Genomic DNA, 18,352 nt, shown 5'->3' with positions numbered 1-18,352 from the left:
CAGGCGGCGCAAATCCACCCGAAACAAAGAAGCAGAAGACATGAAAAAAAGTGACCGAGTAACGCCCCCATGGTGCAGCAGGGCGGAATTCTGACATTTCGATGAAAACCCCCCGCCCCACGCGGGCGCGGCCTTACCCCAAGGCCATGGGATCGCGACACAGCAAAGCGGCCACTGCCTGCGCCGTGGCCTGCGCGGCGCCCCGGTGGGCCTGGGCAAATTGCGCAGCGGCATCTTGGGCCTGGGCCAAGGCAGTGGCGTTGTGTGCCAGTGCAGTGGCCAGCTGCATGGCCTGCGCCATATCGGGCACGCGCTGCGCGGCGCCAGCGGCGCAGGCCAGCTCGGCAGCCTGGGCAAAGTTGAAGGTGTACGGCCCCAGCACCACGGGGCAAGTGCAGGCAGCGGCCTCGATCAGGTTTTGCCCGCCCAGCGGCGCAAAACTGCCGCCCAGCAAGGCCACGTCGGCCAGGCCGTAGTACAGGGCCATCTCGCCCAGGGTGTCGCCCAGGAGCACATCGGCCTGGGCGTCGGGGCCATCGGCCCACTGGCTGCGGCGCGCCACGCGCAGGCCCGCGCGCTCCAGCAGCTGGGCTACCTCGTCAAAGCGCTGGGGGTGGCGCGGCACGATCAACCACTGCACGCTGGCGTTTGCTGCGTTTGCTGCGTTTGCTGCTGTATCCCGTGCCGCATTTGCTTCATTATTGATAGCTGGTAGCGCCCTATGCGCCTGCCCTGGAGGCCGATGTGGCTTGAAATTTTCCAGCCACATGGCCTCCTCGCCCTCGCGGCTGCTGGCCAGCAACACCACGGGGCGCGGCAGCGGTGCGCGCCAGGCACGGCCCTGGGCCAGCTGGGCGGCGTCGGGCACCACGTCGAACTTGAGGTTGCCGAACACGCCCTGCACCGACGCCCCCAGACTGCGCAGGCGCTGGGCATCGGCCTCGGTTTGCGCCCACACCGCCGCCAAGGCGGCGTAGGCCGGGCGCGCCAGCCAGGCCATGCGCTGGGCTTGGCGCAGGGATTTATCGTTCAGCCGGGCGTTGGCCAGCACCAGCGGCACACCCTGCGCGCGGCAGGCAGCTATCAGATTGGGCCAGACCTCGGTTTCCATCAGGATGCCGATGGCGGGCCGCAAGCGGCGCAGAAACCGTGCCACCGCGCCGGGCGTGTCCCATGGCTGCCAGACCTGCACATCACCGGGCTGCAACAGTTTTTCGCCCTCGGCGCGGCCCGTGGCGGTGCCGTGGGTGAGCAGCAGGCGCATGCCCGGCAGTTGCTGGCGCAGCGCGCCCAGCAAGATGGCGGCAGCGCGCGTTTCGCCCAGCGAGACGGCGTGTATCCAAACCAAAGGCCCAGCAGGCGCGGGGTGGCCACCCACTGGCACATCGCCGTAGTGGCCAAAACGCTCGGCCACGCGCAGGCCGTAGCCGGGCTCGGCCAGGGCGCGGCGGCGCAGCTTGCGGCGCAGCAGTGGCTGGGCCGCCCAGGTCAGGGCCGAATACAGCCCCAGGGCAAGGCGCGATAGGAGCGACACATTCAGTGCGCCGCGCTGCCCACCTGGGCGCCGGGTTTGACGCGGTGCAGCAGCGCCAGCATGGCCGCCTCGATGCGTGCCAGCGCCTCGGGCGTCTGGCCCTCAAAGCGCAGCACCAGCACGGGCGTGGTGTTGCTGGCGCGGATCAGGCCGAAGCCATCGGGCCAGTCCACGCGCAGGCCGTCGATGGTGCTGATCTGCGCCGGGGCGGCAAAGGTGTCGGCAGCCAACGCCTGCAATTGCGCGGTCAGCTGGTGCGGCTCGCCCTCGGCACAGGCCACGTTCAGCTCGGGCGTGGAAAAGCTGGTCGGCAGGCCGTTGAGCACGGCGCTGGGGTCGCTGCTGCGGCTGAGGATTTCCAGCAAACGGCAACCCGCATAGGTGCCATCGTCAAAGCCGAACCAGCGCTCTTTGAAAAAGATGTGGCCGCTCATCTCGCCGCCCAGGGGCGAGTCCAGCTCTTTCATGCGCGCCTTGATGAGCGAGTGGCCGGTTTTGTACATCACCGGCACGCCACCCGCTGCGACAATGGCGGGCGCCAAACGCTGCGTGCATTTCACGTCGAACAGGATGTGGCCGCCAGGCACGCGCGAGAGCACGTCTTGCGCAAACAGCATCATCTGCCGGTCAGGAAAGATGTTGCTGCCGTCTTTGGTGACGATGCCCAGCCGGTCGCCATCGCCGTCAAAGGCCAGGCCCAGCTCGGCGTCGCTGGCCTGCAAGGCGGCGATGAGGTCGCACAGGTTTTCCGGCTTGCTGGGGTCGGGGTGGTGGTTGGGGAAGTTGCCGTCCACCTCGGAGAACAGCTCGACGACTTCGCAGCCCAGCGCGCGGAAAATGGCCGGTGCCGAGGCGCCCGCAATGCCGTTGCCGCAATCGACCACGATTTTCATCGGGCGCGCCAGCTTCACGTCGCTGGTGATGCGCTGGGTGTAGGCGGCCAGCACGTCCACGCTGCGCACGCTGCCCCCGGCTTGCAGCTGCCAGCTCTCGTCCTGCATGGTTTGGCGCAGCTGCTGGATGTCGTCGCCGTAAATGGCGCGGCCACCCAGCACCATCTTGAAGCCGTTGTAGTCTTTGGGGTTGTGGCTGCCGGTAACCTGGATGCCGCTGGCGCACAGGGTGCTGGCCGCAAAATACAGCAGCGGCGTGGTGACCAGGCCCACATCGATCACGGCGATGCCCGCATCCACCAGCCCGGCAATCAATGCGGCGCTCAGTGCAGGCCCGGACAGGCGGCCATCGCGCCCCACGGCCACCGTGGTCTGGCCCTGGGCGCGGGCCACGGTGCCAAAAGCGCGGCCCAGGCCCCGGGCCACGGCCTCGTCCAGGGTGGACGGCACAATGCCACGGATGTCATAGGCTTTGAAGATGGAAGGAGAGAGCTGCACGGCGTCACACTTTCACAGAAGCGGGTGGGGGAAGAAAAAACCGGCTGCATTGTAGGTGCGCGCTGCCATACCCGGCCCTGCCCGCATCCTGCCACAGCCGGGCTTCCGGGGTTTTGAAAACTATCAAATTCATAGCTGCTTGCGCTTGTTCTACGTGGCCTTGAGGCCAAAAACACTCTACACTTTTACACCATGCAATTTCACACCACAACGGTTCAAAAACGCTGCGTCACAGCGCTGGGGGGCGTGCGCCTGGCAGCATCGCCACAGGGCTTGTCGGGCCTGTGGTTTGAGGGCCAGCGCCACTGGCCCGCACAGCTCGATGGCGCACAGGCCTGGCCGCATGACGAGGACAACGGCCTGCTGTGCGCTGCCGCCCAGCAGTTGCAGCAGTACCTGGACGGCCAGCGCCTGCACTTTGACGTGCCCCTGGACTACAACGGTGGCACGCCGTTCCAGCAAAGCGTGTGGCAAGCCCTGCTGGGCATTGCGCCCGGCAGCACCACCAGCTATGGCGCCCTGGCGCAGCAGCTGGGGCGGCCCAGCGCCGTGCGGGCCGTGGCCAGTGCGGTGGGGCGCAACCCCTTGAGCATCGTGGTGCCCTGCCACCGCGTGCTGGGGCGCGATGGTAGCCTCACGGGATACGCCGGTGGTCTGGCGCGCAAAACCGCCTTGTTGCAGCGCGAGGGAGCCTGGCCTCCAGGCGCCTGATGCGCGTTTGTCAACCGGGTTAATCCGGGTTGGTGGGGCACCGTGCAGGCCAGCCATAGGGCCTGATACTGCACGCCAGCAAAAAACAGAATGGATGAATGTGACAAATTTGCAGCTGGTGCTGGCCTGCGCCACCGTCTTGGCACTGCTGGGCGCCCTGCTGTGGGCGCTGGTGCGCGTGCGCACCTTCAACACCTTGCAGGCAGAACACCAGGCCCTGCGCCAGCGCGAGCAAGAGCTGATCAGTGCCATCCGCGCCTCTGGCGGTGGCCAGTGGGAGTGGGACGTGCGCAACCGCCAGCTCTCGTTCCACGGCCACTTCTATGCCCAGTTCGGGCTCTTCGAGATACCCCCGGAAAAACGCACCGCCTACTGGACCAGCCTGCGCCACCCCGATGACGCCGCCCGCCTGGCCGACCCCTTGCGCCAGGCCATGGACGGTGAAGTCCACACCTACGAAGCCGAACTGCGGGTGCGCGACAAAAACGGCCAATGGCGCTGGGTGCTCTCGCGCGGCAGCGTGACCCAACACGGCGCCGACGGCAAGCCCTTGCGCATGGTCGGCATGAGCCTGGACGTGACCGCCCGCCGCGCCACCGAGCAGGCCCTGCGCACCTCCGAGGCCAAGTACAACACCATCTACCAGGCGCTGCCCGACCCGGCAGGCATCTCGCGCGTGGCCGATGGGCGCTACATCGAAGTCAACCCCGCGTTCTGCCAACTGCTGGGGCGGCCGCGCGAAGACGTGGTGGGCCGCACCTCCACAGAACTCAACATCTGGGCCACCGAGCACGAGCGCACGCGCCTGCTGGAAACCTTTGCGCGCGATGGCCGGGTGGACAAACTGAACCTGGTGGCACGCAAGCTCGACGGTACGCGCGTGCCCGGCCTCATGTCGGCCTACCCGGTACAGATTGACGGCGAAGAATGCTTTGTCTTCGTCTTTCACGACATCACCCAGGAACAGCACGCGCGCGATGCCCTGCAAGCCAGCAACAGTCTGTTGCAACAGGCAGGGCGCCTGGCCCGCCTGGGTGTGTGGGAAGACATGCCCGCGCGCGGCCCGGTGTACTGGTCAGACGTGTGCTACGACATCCACGGCCTGCCCCCGGGCAGCCCACTGCCCCAGGACTACGTGCAGCGCCACGTGGCCCCGGCCTGGCACGACACCTTCCGCAACGCACTGCGCCGGTGCATCCGCGAGCGCGTGGAGTGGAGCCTGGAGATTGAGATCGTGCGTGCCGATGGCCGCCTGGTCTGGATGCGCTCGCTGGGCGAACCCGTCATTGAGAATGGCCGCGTCGTGCGCATTCGCGGCGTGATGCAGGACATCGACGCCTCCAAGCGCGCCGAAGCCCTGGTGCGCGAGCGCGAAGCCCTGCTCTCGCTGACCATGACCGCCGCATCGCTGGGCCGCTGGGACTGGGACTTGCCCGCAGGCACCCTGCAAGGCGATGCCCACTGGCAGCACCTGCGCGGCCTGCAACCGGGCGACGAAAGCGCCGCCCGTCCCCAGCCTTGGCAAGACTGCGTGGTGCCTGAAGACGCTGCCAAAATCACCCGCGAACTGGAGCGCCACACCGCCCAGCCCGACACCCACTTCGATGCCACCTGGCGCATCCCGCTGCCCCATGGTGGCCAGCGCTGGCTGCGCAACCTGGGCAAAACCGTGGCCCACGATGCCAGCGGCGCCCCGCTGCGCATGCTGGGCGTATCCATCGACGTGACCCAGCAGCGCGAACAAGAGCAGCAATTGCAGCGCCTGGCCCACCACGACGCCCTCACTGGCCTGCCCAACCGCGTGCTGCTGGCGCGCAAGCTCACCGAAGCCATGGCCCAGGCGCGGGCGCAAGGCAGCTTGCTGGGCGTGGCCTACCTGGATCTGGACGGCTTCAAGCCCGTCAACGACCGCCACGGCCACGACGCGGGCGACCGCCTGCTGGTCATGGCCGCAGGCCGCCTGACCCGCGCCCTGCGCGCCACCGACTGCGTGGCCCGCCTGGGCGGCGACGAGTTCGTGATCCTGCTGCCCGGCCTGCATGGCGCCACCGATTGCGAAAAAGCGCTGCGCCAGGTCATGGCCAGCATTGCCGCCCCCTACGCCCTGGGCAACGACTGCGTGAGCGTGACGGCCAGCATCGGCTACACCCTGTTCCCGCAAGACGACGCCGACGCCGATGCCCTGGTGCGCCACGCCGACCAGGCCATGTACGCCGCCAAGCAGGCCGGGCGCAACCGCTACCACCAGTTCGACAGCGCCTCCGAGCGCGCCGCACAGCAGGTGCAGGCCGACACCGCGCGCATACAGGCCGCCCTGCAAGGCGGCCAGTTCATGCTGTATTTGCAGCCCAAAGTGGACATGCGCCTGGGCACCGTGGTGGGCGCCGAAGCCCTGGCACGCTGGCAGCACCCCGAGCAAGGCGTGCTCTCGCCCGCCGCGTTCTTGCCGCTGATCGAGGGCACCGCCCTGGAAATCGCCTTTGGTACCTGGGTCGTCGATACCGCCCTGGAGATGGCGCAAGCCCTGCACGCCCAGGGCCTGAACCTCACGATCAGCGTCAACATCACGGCGCCGCACCTGCAACAAACTGACTTTGCCCCCTGGATGGCCAGCCGCCTGGCGCGCTACCCGCAACTGCCCCGGAGCAGCCTGAAGATAGAAATCACCGAGACGGCCGCCCTCTACAACCTCGCCCCAGTGGCGCAAACCCTGCTGCAACTGCGCGAAATCGGCGTCAACACCGCGCTGGACGACTTTGGCACCGGCTACTCGTCACTGACCTACCTGCGCCGCCTGCCGCTGGACACCCTCAAAATCGACCAGAGCTTTGTGCGCGGCATGATGGGCGATGCGGGCGACCTGGCCATCGTGCAGGGGGTGATCGGGCTGGCGCACTCGTTTGGCTACCACGTCATTGCCGAGGGCGTGGAAACCGTGCCCCAGGGCAGCATGCTGTTGGAGCTGGGCTGCCGCCTGGCCCAGGGCTACTGCATCGCGCGGCCCATGCCACTGCAAGACTTCATCGCCTGGGCGCCCCAGTGGAAAGCGCCCGAGCCGTGGCAATACAGCACCGAGATGCACATCACCATCGAAGAAGAATAAAAAAAGCTGCCAGCCCTTACCCAGTAAGCGCTGGCAGCTCTCATTTCAAGAGCAGATTCAGGTCATGGGCCGACCATGTCACGCACCTGTTGCAGCACGGCGGGGTCTTCCATGGTGGTCAGATCGCCCGGGTCGCGCTTTTCTGCCACGGCTTGCAGGGCGCGGCGCAGCAGCTTGCCGCTGCGCGTTTTGGGCAGCAGCGCGACAAAGTACACACGCGATGGCCGGGCCACGGCGCCCAGTTGCGCATCCACCTGCTTCATCACCTCGGCCTCCAGGGCGGCGCGGTCGGCATCGCTGTTGAGGCTGCTGGCATCGCGCGGCACGGCAAAGGCCAGCGCCACCTGGCCCTTGAGGTTGTCGGCCACGCCCACCACGGCCACTTCGGCCACGTTGGGGTGGGCCGAGATGCACTCTTCGATCTCGCGCGTGCCCAGGCGGTGGCCGGCCACGTTGATCACGTCATCGGTGCGGCCCAGGATGAAGTAGTAGCCATCGGCATCGCGGATGCCCCAGTCAAAGGTGCTGTAGACCAGGCGGCCCGGAATGCTCTTCCAGTAGGTGTTGACAAAGCGGTCGTCGTCGCGCCAGACGGTTTGCATGCAGCCGGGGGGCAGCGGGCCTTCGATGGCCACCACGCCCTTTTGGTTGGGCGCCGTGAGTTCTTCGCCTGTCGCCTCGTCAATCAGCTTGACGTTGTAGCCATACACCGCCTTGCCGGGGCTGCCAAAACGGGTGGCTTGCTGCTCGACGCCGTTGGCCAGCGTGAGGATGGGCCAGCCGGTTTCGGTCTGCCAGTAGTTGTCGATGATCGGCACGTTGAGCGAGCCGCTGATCCACTGCGCGGTGGGTTCGTCCAGCGGCTCTCCGGCCAGCCACAGCGCCTTGAGGCTGGAGACGTTGTATTTGGCCAGATACGCCGGGTCTTGCTTTTTCAGCACCCGCACCGCTGTGGGCGCCGAGAACATGTGCGTGACCTGGTACTTTTCGACAATGCTCCACCAGATGCCTGCGTCGGGGCGGGTGGGCAGGCCCTCGTACATGATGGTGGTCATGCCCGCAATCAGCGGGCCGTAAATGATGTAGCTGTGGCCCACCACCCAGCCGATATCACTGGTGGCAAAGAAGGTCTGGCCCGCCTTGCCATCAAAGATGTGCTTCATGCTGGCCGCCAGCGCCACGGTGTAGCCGCCGGTGTCGCGCTGCACGCCCTTGGGTTTGCCGGTGGTGCCGCTGGTGTAGAGGGTGTAGCTGGGTTCGGTCGATTCCAGCCATTCGCAGGGCACCTGCGCATCCAGGTGCAGCGTGCGCAGGGCCGACCAGTCGTGGTCGCGTCCGGCTTGCAGCGGCATGGGCGCCAGGCCCCGGTTGACCATCAGCACCGCCTGGGGCTTGTGCTTGGACAGGGCAATGGCCTCGTCCAGCAGCGGCTTGTAGGGCACGACCTTGCCGCCGCGCGAACCGGCATCGGCACTGACCACGGCCACCGGCTCGGCATCTTCAATGCGCGTGGCCAGCGAACCGGCCGCAAAACCGCCAAACACCACCGAATGCAGCGCACCAATGCGCACACAGGCCAGCATGGCAAAGGCGGCCTCGGCAATCATGGGCATGTAGATCAGGACGCGGTCGCCCTTCTTCACGCCCAGCGCTTGCAGGCTGGCGGCCATGCGCTGCACCTCGGCGTGCAGCTCGGCAAAGCTGTAGCTGCGTTCGGTGTTGGTTTCGGTGGAAATGGCCACCAGCGCCGCCTGGTCGGCGCGCTCGGCCAGGTGGCGATCGACGGCGTTGTGGCACAGGTTGGTGGTGCCGCCCACAAACCAGCGCGCAAACGGCGGGTTGCTGTAGTCGCAAATCTGCTGCGGCGGCGTTTGCCAGTCAATCAGGCGGGCCTGTTCGGCCCAGAAGGCATCGCGCTCGGTAATGGAACGTTGGTGAAAGTCGGCGTAGCTGGTCATGCAATGTCTCCGGGTTGCGCACACAGGTTTCAGCAATTTTTGAATTCATAATTATTCAGCCTGCGCTTGCGGGAACCTGACGCCCCACCGGCACAGCCTTCCGTCCAGGCCGAACAAATTAGAATCTGACCCCATTTTTGAGACGATTTCCTATGCAAACTGCTTTTCTTCGCTGGCCCCGTGTGGCCGCCACCTGGGTTCTGGTTGCGGCGCTGGCCGCTTGCGGCGGTGGCGATGGCGAAGACCCCGGGCCTGAGCAGCCCGTGGTGCCGGTCAACCCGGCGGGCGCGGGGCAATTGCAGAGCGCCACGCTGCTGGGCTCCATCGCGGCCACTGACATTGCCCAGGCCCTGCAAGCGCAGGACTCGCGCATCCCCGACCTGGTGCCACGCTACGACGTGCTGGCCTACCGGCTTGAATACACCACCTCCGATGTGAATGGCCAACCCATCCGTGCCTCGGGGCTGGTGGGCGTGCCTGCCAAGGCCGCAGGCGCCGCCAGCCCGGTGCTGAGCTACCAGCACGGCACGATTTTTCGGGACAGCGAGGCGCCCAGCAACAACGCCGTGGCCTCGGAGGTGGCGCTGGTGATGGCCTCGGTGGGCTACATCGTGCTGGCGCCCGATTACGTGGGCTACGGCGCCTCCAAGGGCGCGCCCCACCCTTATTTGCTCTCGGGCCCCTCCGCCGCAGCGGTGGTGGATTTTCTGACCGCCGCACAAACCTGGCGCCGCCAGCAGGGCGTGGCCGACAACGGCCAGCTCTTCATGACCGGCTACTCCGAAGGCGGCTACGTCACGCTGGCCGCGCACCGCGCCTTGCAGTGGGGCAACTCGCCGCACCTGCAAAACCTGCGCCAAGTGGTGGTGGGCGCAGGCCCCTACAACGTGCAGGCCACCATGGATGGCCTGGTGGACGTGGTGCGGCAGGAGAATAAAGTGGTGGGCGCGCTGATCAACCCCGGCTTTTTGCGCCACCTGGGTGGCAGCGCCCAGCGCGAAGTGCGCCGCGCACTGCTCAAGGCCCTGCTGCCCAACGACGCCGATGTGGTGATTGATGCCACCTTCATCGACAACTTCTTGTCAGACGACGTGCCCAACCTGAACCGCCTGAGCAACGTCCACCAGTGGCGCCCCACCTTGCCGGTGCGCTTCTACCACGGCAAGGACGACCGCACCGTGCCCTACGCCAGCGCAGCCAGCACCGTGCAAGCCATGCAGGCCCAGGGCGCCGGTGATCTGGTCAGCCTGAACGACTGCCCCGCCACCCCGGCAGGCCACCTTGAATGCGTGCCCTCGTTCCTGGACTTCATGCTGCGCCAGCTGGGGGCGCAGGCGCAGGGGCTGTAAAGGCGGCTTCAGCGCCAAAGTGGCGCAGTTTGGCGAACTGCGCCAGAACTGCGCCAAAATAGCGCCAGAAACACCCCAAACAGCGCCAAAAACTGCGCCAACACGGCCATGCCATACACCACAGACTTACTGAGCAGCATCCAGGCATCCCCACATGGATTGACGCTGGCCGAACTCCTGACCGAGCACCCCGGCGTGGCAAGGCGCACGGCACAGCGCCTGGTGGCAAAGCTGCTGGAGAGTGGCCAAATTTATGCGCTGGGTGAAGGCAGAGCCCGCCGTTATTTTGGCGCTGGCACCACCTTGGGCACAGGTGCGGCAGCCAGCCCCACCGACGTATTCCCCCCCTTCATTCCCCTGTCTGCTGACAGCCAGGACATCCTGGCCTATATCAATCAGCCCGCCCCAGCGCGCAAGCCCGTGGGCTACCAACATGAGTTTCTGGATGCCTACCAGCCCAATGCAACCTGGTATTTGTCGCAATCGCTGCGCCGCCAATTGCACAAAATGGGCAGAACCACCGACTTTGGCGCGCCTGCTGGCACCTATAGCCGTGCCATTCTGAACCGATTGCTGATCGATCTATCCTGGGCATCGAGCCACCTGGAAGGCAACACGTACTCCCGGCTCGACACACTTGAACTCATCGAGCACGGCAAGGCGGCCCAAGGCAAAGCCGCCCTTGAAACACAGATGATCCTGAACCACAAGAGGGCCATCGAGCTGCTGGTAGAAAACATCGACAGTGCCCAGTTCAACCGCTACACCTTGATGAACTTGCACAGCGCCCTGGCAGAAAACCTGCTGCCCAACCCCACCGATGAAGGGCGCATTCGCCAGCATGCCGTCGATATTGGCCAAAGCGTTTATCGCCCACTGTCTGCACCGCAGCAGATTGACAACGCACTGGATGCACTGCTGAGCAAAGCCAACCAGATTGGTGACCCGTTCGAGCAGTCTTTTTTCATGATGGTGCACTTGCCCTACTTGCAGCCGTTTGCAGACATCAACAAACGCACCGCGCGCCTGGCCAGCAATTTGCCACTGTTTCGCGCCAACCTCTGTCCGTTGACTTTTCTGGACGTGCCGGAACAGGCTTACAGCCGCGCCACCCTGGGCGTGTATGAAATGACCCGGGTAGAGCTGCTGCGCGACCTTTATGTATGGGCCTATGAACGATCGACGCAGGAATATCTGGCCATCCAGCAAAACCTGGCGGAACCCGATCCGCTGCGCCTGACCTGGCGCGACTTGATCAGACAAACCCTGCGCGAGGTCATCACCCAGCCCGAGCGCGATCCGCTCTCCAGCATTCAGCGCTGCGTAGCCGAGCACGTTCCAGCGGGCGAGCAGCCCGCCGTGCAGGCCCTGATGGTGGAAGAGCTGCGACGGCTGCACGAAGGCGTGCTGGCACGCTATGGTTTGCGGCCATCGGAGTACGCTGCGTGGAAAGTGCAGCGTAGGCATTGAAGCGGCCCACTCCTGAAGGCAGCACTGCGCCAGCAGATGCAGAGTGCCCCTCAAAATTGTGAAGAAAAACGGCTCCAGCCCTTGCGCAGCAAGCGCAAGCAGCTACGCTTTTTGAAGCAAATCAAACCCGGCTTTTGCGCCTTGCCAGCCCCGGCACGCCGCGAGGTACCCCATCAGCACCAGATACACCCGCCCCAGCGCGGGGTGGCTGGGCAAGCCTTTTCTGCTCACGAGCAACCACGTACCAATCGCAAAGCCGGAACCACCGCAGCGAGATACAGATAAGCCAGTTGCTCGTAAAGCATTTTTTACAACCCCAGAATTTGAACTACTTTTGTTGGCCTTTTGGCAAACGATGCATATTGCCCCCCTTTTTTCTCTACTTCAAATACAGCGCTAAATTCAATAACAACAGATTTATCGAATTCTTCCGTTGTTGAATTCCAGAGAACATCCAGAATAACGCCCCTGCCTTTGTAAAAAAACACATCTCCTTCCAGCGTTTTGAATTCCATTCCTGTGCTCTCATAAATATCACCAACAGCCCAGGTTGAAATCAGCCTCGCCCTCACTTTGACTCGTCCATTCGGCAGAAATAATCCATTACCAATTTCAAAATTTTTTGCGCTCAATGAATTCTCAGGAGATTCACCGAAAAATTTTTTCTTTGGGACTTTGCTTCCATTCAGAAAATAATAATTTTGAATATTTCCATCCCAGCTCCCTATGATATGAATTTTTTCAGCACCAAGCTTTGCCAAAGATTTTACAAACCATACCGGATTCTCTGATGTATAAGTATAAGAATCAATAGTTAACTTGCAACCATTTCTCCCCATCTTTTCGACATTGATCAATTCGTCTTTGTAGTCAATTTGATTGGCCACTGGATATATGGCATTCAGCGCCTGAGCAAGCTCATGATCGTTTTCAATCAAAGAATTTTTTAATTCCAACTCAGCCTGGGATGCAATTTTTTCATCGACAAAAGTTGCAATTACTCTGATCCTGGCCTCAATTGACATTGCAAATCCTTTAATTTTTCAAAAAATTTATTTATTTTGATTTACCGAACCACATGTCGGCTATAGGCCAAAAACAAGTCATCGCGCAGCCAACCCAAGGACTCGTAGAGGCGCTGGGCTTGGTGGTTCGTTCGCGCGGTGGTGAGATCCATGCGCACTTTGCCATCTGCTTGGGCTCGCGCCTGCGCTGCGCACAAGAGCATTCGACCCACGCCACCCTTGCGAGCGGCTGGCAACACGAACAGGTCATAGAGCGTGTAAATAGGTTGTGCCTCTACAGAGCAGAACGTCGGGTAAAGCTGGCAAAAGCCAACTAACCCATTTGTATCGGATTCAGCGACCAAAATCACAGATTCCTTTTTATCGATTCGCTCTCTGATAAATGTGTTTGCACGGGGCAGATCGGATGGCTGCTCATAGAACTGGCGATACAAGTCGAAGAGCTCAGCGACGGCATACGTGTCTGCACTCATGGCTTGCCTGATGGTAGTACGCATATATGCATCCATAAGCAAGTAGGTTCCCGGTGATCTTTGGTGCTTGTCTATCAGTGGCACCAGCCTCTTGAAGTGCTCAGTGTTGCAATGCACGTCCAATGCTGCACGGTCAGGCCATTCCTCTATGAATACGAAGTGCCCAGGATCCTTTTGGTCGATGTAAAGATCGTACGACACGCACAGCGGTTCTTCTTTGGTTCTTGCCACAAGCTCTCGGTAAAGAGGCATGACATCCTGAATATGTTCAGGCTTGATGAAATCTTGAGCAATAACTTTTAGCATCTTGTGTATTTTATTATTCAGCCTAACGCCTGAATTAATCTGCGCTGCGAATCGGCATCGGCTTGAATTAATGGTTAGGAGCTGTCGCCGCAAGATGCCGCTCCCGCAACAACAGAAATAGCGGCAATGCCAATGAAGGGCCGACCATAAGACAAGATAACGGTAGCCACAAGCGACGCATTGCAAGCTTGCGCCCCTCAACAAGTAAGAACACAGCAACAACGATGCCTGAGATCAGAACATCAGCCCAAGCGAATGCGGCGATGTGGTTTGATGTGGCCTGCTGCAACAGAAGAGGCACATTAAGGCCATGTGCAGAAAGCCAGGGGACGAACTGCGAGAGGGGCAATGCCGCGCCAGCAATACAAAGAAGGATGTAGAAAATCTGCACGTTTTTTTCCTGCAAAGCTTAACGAACTGAGGTAAGCAGCAGCTGGAAGCTGTCCGCTTGAGCGCATTTTTAGCTGGCAACGCACCCTGTATCGTCATTCGTTTTATTTAAATGATAGCAAACAAGCCTGACTGCCAGTATTAAAGCTGGTGTGAGTGTAATCATAGGAATTACGGTAGGAATCCACGGCAAAATGCTTAAAGTCCCTATTATGGTTCCTGTAATAGGAATGGCTCTGTGAAGCTTTTTATCATAGGCCCATGCTATCCCCATAGCAATAAGAATTCCCCATGCACCTATTCCGATTATCCATGAGAATACTGCGAGAATACTGCCAATTTTTGATGAGTACGGCCAGCCAAAACCAAAGGCTGCGGGAGCAATCGTTAGTATTGCAGTCAAACTGAATGAAAATGAAACAGTCAGAAACGTATTCAGCAGCTTCAGTGTTTTATTTTTTTCTTCATAGCGACTAACGTTGAAATTAAGCTGCCCGCCGAAGGTGAGTCGACTTGATTGCCAGGTTAGACACGACGGCTAAGACCATAGTAAAAGATCCATGCCACTCCGATGTAAACAAATGGATATGCAGCAACATAGATAATTAGCGAGAAGTATGCTGATGCAATATTTTCTGCAAAAAATAGGGCAAGGACTAGAGATACGATTAATAATACGGTATATATTAATAGCACAAAGTAAGCACATACAGTTGCACTAGAGCGTGTTATGAACTTTGAAAAATTCTCTTTTGTGATAAGCACTTACGCACGTTTTTTCAAAAGTGGAAATCGTGGAATTCTTCAATAAAATCAATGACTTGCACAGAAGTTCATAACACGCTCTAAATAATATTGTGCAATACCGAGCAGGTAGTCGCAACTCTCCAGACAAGAGTTTTTTTGGTATCTGGTACAGGCGAAATATTGCAAGCCCGAAGACAAGCGGAAAAATAATCACCGGCAGCAAAAACATCTTGAGGCGACTAACGAATTAAGGTAAGCGGCGGCTAGAAGCATCCCATTACACACAAGTCTGCTGAGCATTCCTGCAATGTGGAAAAAGGCCACAATCCGCCTAAAAATTAGGCAGATTGAGCGGTTTTTACGTACTTTTGGCAGGTGCAGAAGCTGTTTGGTAGCCGCTTGCCCTCACGCAATTTTTGCCTAACCCGTTGTTTTCAAAAGAGAAAAAACTTGTGTGTAATGGGATGGGCTAGAAGCCGTCCGCTTGAGCGCATTGTTAGATTAGAAAAGTAAAAATTACATAACTCATTGTAAATAAGAAAATGGGCGCAATGAGAATATTGAATAATGAATTAACGATTATTTTTCCATTTCTCTCTGATAGACTCACTGAATCCCCCATTTTATAGATATAAACCAATAATCCATTGTCAGCCTCAAATTTGCAGGTAACTCCACTCGAATTCTTGTAAGAAATTTCTATAAGTGTTGATTCGGCCGCACCAGTAAGGGTTCTTTTTCGAGTGATGAAATTAGTGACTACACCAGAAACCCTGCTACCTGTAAATAATAGGTGCAATCTATAAAATAATAAAGCTATGGCAAGTACAACTAAGGAGCAGCTTAAGATTATGAAGTACCAATACATATCCTTCTCTTGCGAAAGTAGGAATTAGTTATGTGTGCGCCTAACGCCTTGAATTCAGCCGCAGCGCAGCGGTCGGCTGCGACGAGTTGTTAGACCAGAAAGCCCAAATGACTATACCTTCTTTTTACGCTTAAATCGCAAAAAAATGCCAAAAGCTATAAGTAGAAAAATGGCGGAAAGGACAAACTGACCAAGGACAGCGACAACTGCTGCACTTGAAATTAGGCCAATGCGGACAGCGACTTCAGCCATGTCAATGAGCCAAAGCCAATTCGATGATCCATCATTCTTTTTCATAGGCTAACGCCCTGAGTTCAGCCGCTGCCGTAAGGCGGTCGGCTGTGACGAACTGTTAGCCCTGATGGATTGATTTGCAATTTTCATTTGCACCACTGCTGTTCGCATGGGACGCCATCATTGTTCCCGTCCATTTTTGTGCCAGGGCAATTTTTAAGAAAAAAGGTGGCTTCTTCGCAAGAAGTCATTTGAGAGCAATGGGTTCGGCCATCACATTGGAATTTTGGCGTTATATCAATATTTCGATTGCGCCTAGAAGAGTTATTTGAAATATCAATCTCTTGGGGTATCCCTTGAAATTGTTGGGCTGCGCGCTGAGATTGATATTTTTCATAGCCCTTCCAAGCGCTAAAGGCGAGTAGGGCAACGAGAAGGATGCGAAACACACTCTCTCCTATTAATTGGCTAACGGTAGAGTTTAGCGGCTGCCGTAGGCAGTCCACTACAACGAAAGGTTAGGAATTTTGTCGTCCTCTGATTTTTAAATGTTTTGCCACTTTATTTTCTAAGTTTTGAAAAATCAAAACCATCAACGATTCATGCATTTTTTGGATTTCACTTCTGGTATAGAAACCAAAAAAACGACCATGAGACTCAATTCCAGTCGGAATGTGTGTCATTGTTACGCACTTATTTGTCATATTGAAATTCCTAGATTGGGATAGGCTGCTTCGATAACCAAGCCCGTTAGGGTTTCTAGCGTGCTTTTGATCTGGAGTAATGACAACGTCGAATGGATCTGAGTCACGCCAATACAAGGACGTGCTCCATGTTGTTTCTTTCGGTTCTAAATGCCATTTATTAATTTTTGCCATAAATATAACTGAAACCTAACGAACTAAGGTAAGCGGCAGCTGGAAGCTGTCCGCTTGAGCGAATGGTTAGGCTGCACGCACCTTAATCAAGGTACGACTCGTTGGCTGATACAACTCGGCCACCTTGCGCTCTAACCACACACATATGCCTAGAAAACGGCGACAGCCCGACGTATGTGATGTAAAGCATATCCACGCCGTCTGCCTTGAACCAGCGGCTTTGGAATTCGCTTGCTCCATCAGCAAGTGCACGCGGACGCAAGTCTTCGGTCGAATCGCCGAGATGAATGGACGAACACATAGCGGATGCTTTGCGAGTGGCCGACCGCTCGGCATAGCTGCCGTAGCCGAGAAACAAACTGAACACGACCACAATCGCAACGATGATCTTGGCTAAACCTACAAGGAGACGCTTCAACCACCTAGGCATTTTCGTGTGCGCCCTAACGGGCGAGGTAAGCCGACCGCCGAAGGCGGGTCGGCTTGACCGAAATGTTAGAGCAAGAAGCCAAAACCGATAACTTGGATTTGGCGACGGGCACGAACTGCGAAAAAGCGCAGCGCCACCGAGGCGGCACAGCACTACGAAAACAATAGCTGCTTGCGCTTGCTACACAAGGGCCATAGGCCAAAAAAAGCACAAACCAGCGTAACGCCACCAGGCGAAGCCCAGAGAAACGACAAACCCAGCGCTGAACAACGCTTGAGAAATTGAATGCCGTTTTAAAAAGCATGGGCGAAATAAAGATGGGTTTCAGTGGTACTAACGGACTAGGTAAGCCGCCCGCAGTATGCGGGTCGGCTTGAGCGAATGGTTAGAACAGTATTCATAAGCTGGAAAATACGAAGAAGTATGCGGCACCGAACAGCATCATTGCTAGCAACCATTTTGGCGTGTTTTCAGGGGTATCTATCCCAGCACCGTTTCCAATTGCGCAAAAAATACCAAGTATGAAATAAAAAAATGCCTGAATACCTAGAAGAAGAAAATTTGGAAGAATTGCACCTAAAAATGCTCCAGCAGTGATGCCTGCTATAGCTATTCGACTTAAATCTACAGAAAAATGAAGGGCGTATCTGAGAAATATTCCGACGAGAAGTACGGCACTTGAGCCGAGTAGCGCTCCTAGTAAAGAAAGTGCTCCTCTATGCCAGAACTCATCTGCAATACGGGATGTGCTGTGGCGCATGTTTTGCTCTAACGTTTGAGATCAGGGGCACCGACCGCAGGGAGAGAAGCCCGCTTGCGGGCTGTCCCCTGGATCGAATTGTTAGACGGTTTTTGCATCGGTTTCGCCAAGATTCTGTGGAATTGAAAACTGCTTTGTTGGGAAGAATTCTCCGCTCTCCAGCAAGCGCCTTGGATTTGACTAGAGCGTGTTATGAACTTTGAAAAATTCTCTTTTGTGATAAGCACTTACGCACGTTTTTTCAAAAGTGGAAATCGTGGAATTCTTCAATAAAATCAATGACTTGCACAGAAGTTCATAACACGCTCTAGCCTCCATGTAAGCTTTGTCCCACAGTGAGGGCAATCGTGTTTCATTTATTGCTAACGTGGAGCTAAGGGGCTGCGCGCTTTTGTGCAGTCCCGCTTGAGCGTAGGGTTAGGCTTTTTTTTCGGAGAGCCAAGCTATCACCTCAACAACGTTTCTATCAGGTGGAAATACAGGATAAAAGCATTTTTTTATCACTCCATCTTTAAGAATTAGCGTCAGTCTTTTGATCAATTTTGAACCGCCAACTTCAAGCATAGGTAATTTTAAAGCTGAAGAAAAAGAATTTTTTTCATCGCTCAAAAGCGGATAAGGCAACCCCAAACGATTAGATGCTTCCTTTTGTGCCTCCGATTTTTGAGTGCTTATGCCGTAAATGCCTATGCTATTACGTTTGAGTTCAGCGTAATTGTCACGAT

16 protein-coding genes are annotated in these 18,352 nt (G+C 58.1%); 4 read left to right on the top strand and 12 right to left on the bottom strand.

Annotated elements, in window-relative coordinates:
- Positions 1-133: 133 nt before the first annotated feature.
- Positions 134-1,534, bottom strand: coding sequence for a 3-deoxy-D-manno-octulosonic acid transferase (locus PHX69_RS08615; protein ID WP_288043319.1), 1,401 nt, complete (start codon positions 1,532-1,534; stop codon positions 134-136).
- A 2-nt stretch (positions 1,535-1,536) separates the two neighbouring features.
- Positions 1,537-2,925, bottom strand: a complete 1,389-nt coding sequence (locus tag PHX69_RS08610; protein ID WP_288043318.1) for a phosphomannomutase/phosphoglucomutase — start codon at positions 2,923-2,925, stop codon at positions 1,537-1,539.
- A 192-nt stretch (positions 2,926-3,117) separates the two neighbouring features.
- On the opposite strand from PHX69_RS08610, the gene PHX69_RS08605 reads away from it, so the two are divergent.
- On the top strand, positions 3,118-3,636 hold the full coding sequence (locus tag PHX69_RS08605) for a methylated-DNA--[protein]-cysteine S-methyltransferase (protein WP_288043317.1): 519 nt from the start codon (positions 3,118-3,120) through the stop codon (positions 3,634-3,636).
- Between the two features lie 100 nt (positions 3,637-3,736).
- Positions 3,737-6,739: a sensor domain-containing protein gene (locus PHX69_RS08600; RefSeq protein WP_288043315.1), complete on the top strand. Its 3,003-nt coding sequence runs from the start codon at positions 3,737-3,739 to the stop codon at positions 6,737-6,739.
- A 62-nt stretch (positions 6,740-6,801) separates the two neighbouring features.
- On the opposite strand, the gene PHX69_RS08595 is transcribed toward PHX69_RS08600, so the two are convergent.
- Entirely contained in the window at positions 6,802-8,697 is a 1,896-nt protein-coding gene (locus PHX69_RS08595) for a propionate--CoA ligase (RefSeq protein WP_288043314.1), read from the bottom strand.
- A gap of 152 nt (positions 8,698-8,849) precedes the next feature.
- On the opposite strand from PHX69_RS08595, the gene PHX69_RS08590 reads away from it, so the two are divergent.
- The gene (locus PHX69_RS08590; RefSeq protein ID WP_288043313.1) at positions 8,850-10,046 is read left to right on the top strand and encodes an alpha/beta hydrolase family protein; all 1,197 of its coding nucleotides are present in this window, start codon (positions 8,850-8,852) and stop codon (positions 10,044-10,046) included.
- Between the two features lie 108 nt (positions 10,047-10,154).
- Positions 10,155-11,516 carry a Fic family protein gene (locus tag PHX69_RS08585; RefSeq protein ID WP_288043311.1) on the top strand — a complete coding sequence of 454 codons (1,362 nt, stop codon included), beginning with the start codon at positions 10,155-10,157 and terminating at the stop codon, positions 11,514-11,516.
- Positions 11,517-11,824: 308 nt separating this feature from the next.
- Here PHX69_RS08585 and PHX69_RS08580 read toward each other — a convergent pair whose 3' ends face one another.
- The 9 genes from PHX69_RS08580 to PHX69_RS08540 all read right to left on the bottom strand — a co-directional run.
- Positions 11,825-12,541: a hypothetical protein gene (locus PHX69_RS08580; protein WP_288043310.1), complete on the bottom strand. Its 717-nt coding sequence runs from the start codon at positions 12,539-12,541 to the stop codon at positions 11,825-11,827.
- A 41-nt stretch (positions 12,542-12,582) separates the two neighbouring features.
- A complete protein-coding gene (locus PHX69_RS16195; RefSeq protein ID WP_502958504.1) occupies positions 12,583-13,320 on the bottom strand; it encodes a GNAT family N-acetyltransferase in 738 nt (245 codons plus the stop codon).
- A 67-nt stretch (positions 13,321-13,387) separates the two neighbouring features.
- Positions 13,388-13,711: a DUF2834 domain-containing protein gene (locus PHX69_RS08565; protein ID WP_288043308.1), complete on the bottom strand. Its 324-nt coding sequence runs from the start codon at positions 13,709-13,711 to the stop codon at positions 13,388-13,390.
- Positions 13,712-15,705: 1,994 nt separating this feature from the next.
- Complete coding sequence (locus PHX69_RS08560) at positions 15,706-16,008, bottom strand: excalibur calcium-binding domain-containing protein (protein ID WP_288043307.1); 303 nt, start codon at positions 16,006-16,008, stop codon at positions 15,706-15,708.
- A gap of 511 nt (positions 16,009-16,519) precedes the next feature.
- The gene (locus tag PHX69_RS08555) at positions 16,520-16,855 is read right to left on the bottom strand and encodes a hypothetical protein (protein WP_288043306.1); all 336 of its coding nucleotides are present in this window, start codon (positions 16,853-16,855) and stop codon (positions 16,520-16,522) included.
- 25 nt (positions 16,856-16,880) lie between these two features.
- Entirely contained in the window at positions 16,881-17,171 is a 291-nt protein-coding gene (locus tag PHX69_RS08550; protein WP_288043305.1) for a DUF1010 domain-containing protein, read from the bottom strand.
- Positions 17,172-17,200: 29 nt separating this feature from the next.
- Positions 17,201-17,299 (bottom strand): DUF1010 domain-containing protein, encoded by a 99-nt coding sequence (locus tag PHX69_RS16155; protein WP_353852406.1) that lies wholly within the window; start codon positions 17,297-17,299, stop codon positions 17,201-17,203.
- Positions 17,265-17,627, bottom strand: coding sequence for a hypothetical protein (locus tag PHX69_RS08545; RefSeq protein WP_288043304.1), 363 nt, complete (start codon positions 17,625-17,627; stop codon positions 17,265-17,267). Before PHX69_RS08545 ends, PHX69_RS16155 begins: the two co-directional genes overlap by 35 nt.
- A gap of 417 nt (positions 17,628-18,044) precedes the next feature.
- Positions 18,045-18,352, bottom strand: a 308-nt coding sequence (locus PHX69_RS08540) for a redoxin family protein (RefSeq protein ID WP_288043303.1), incomplete at its 5' end; no start/stop codon positions are given.

The sequence above is a fragment of the Simplicispira sp. genome, assembly GCF_028687295.1.
GTDB classification, from domain to species: Bacteria; Pseudomonadota; Gammaproteobacteria; order Burkholderiales; family Burkholderiaceae_C; genus Simplicispira; species Simplicispira metamorpha.
Note: the sequence above shows the minus strand (reverse complement) of the source record. Positions and strands in the feature narration are given on the sequence as shown.

Coding starts and splice junctions, on each gene's coding strand:
- PHX69_RS08605 (WP_288043317.1), top strand. CDS start 3,118: ATGCAATTTCACACCACAACGGTTCAAAAACGCTGCGTCACAGCGCTG.
- PHX69_RS08595 (WP_288043314.1), bottom strand. CDS start 8,697: ATGACCAGCTACGCCGACTTTCACCAACGTTCCATTACCGAGCGCGAT.
- PHX69_RS08590 (WP_288043313.1), top strand. CDS start 8,850: ATGCAAACTGCTTTTCTTCGCTGGCCCCGTGTGGCCGCCACCTGGGTT.
- PHX69_RS08585 (WP_288043311.1), top strand. CDS start 10,155: ATGCCATACACCACAGACTTACTGAGCAGCATCCAGGCATCCCCACAT.
- PHX69_RS08580 (WP_288043310.1), bottom strand. CDS start 12,541: ATGTCAATTGAGGCCAGGATCAGAGTAATTGCAACTTTTGTCGATGAA.
- PHX69_RS16195 (WP_502958504.1), bottom strand. CDS start 13,320: ATGCTAAAAGTTATTGCTCAAGATTTCATCAAGCCTGAACATATTCAG.
- PHX69_RS08550 (WP_288043305.1), bottom strand. CDS start 17,171: ATGCTTTTTAAAACGGCATTCAATTTCTCAAGCGTTGTTCAGCGCTGG.
- PHX69_RS08545 (WP_288043304.1), bottom strand. CDS start 17,627: ATGCGCCACAGCACATCCCGTATTGCAGATGAGTTCTGGCATAGAGGA.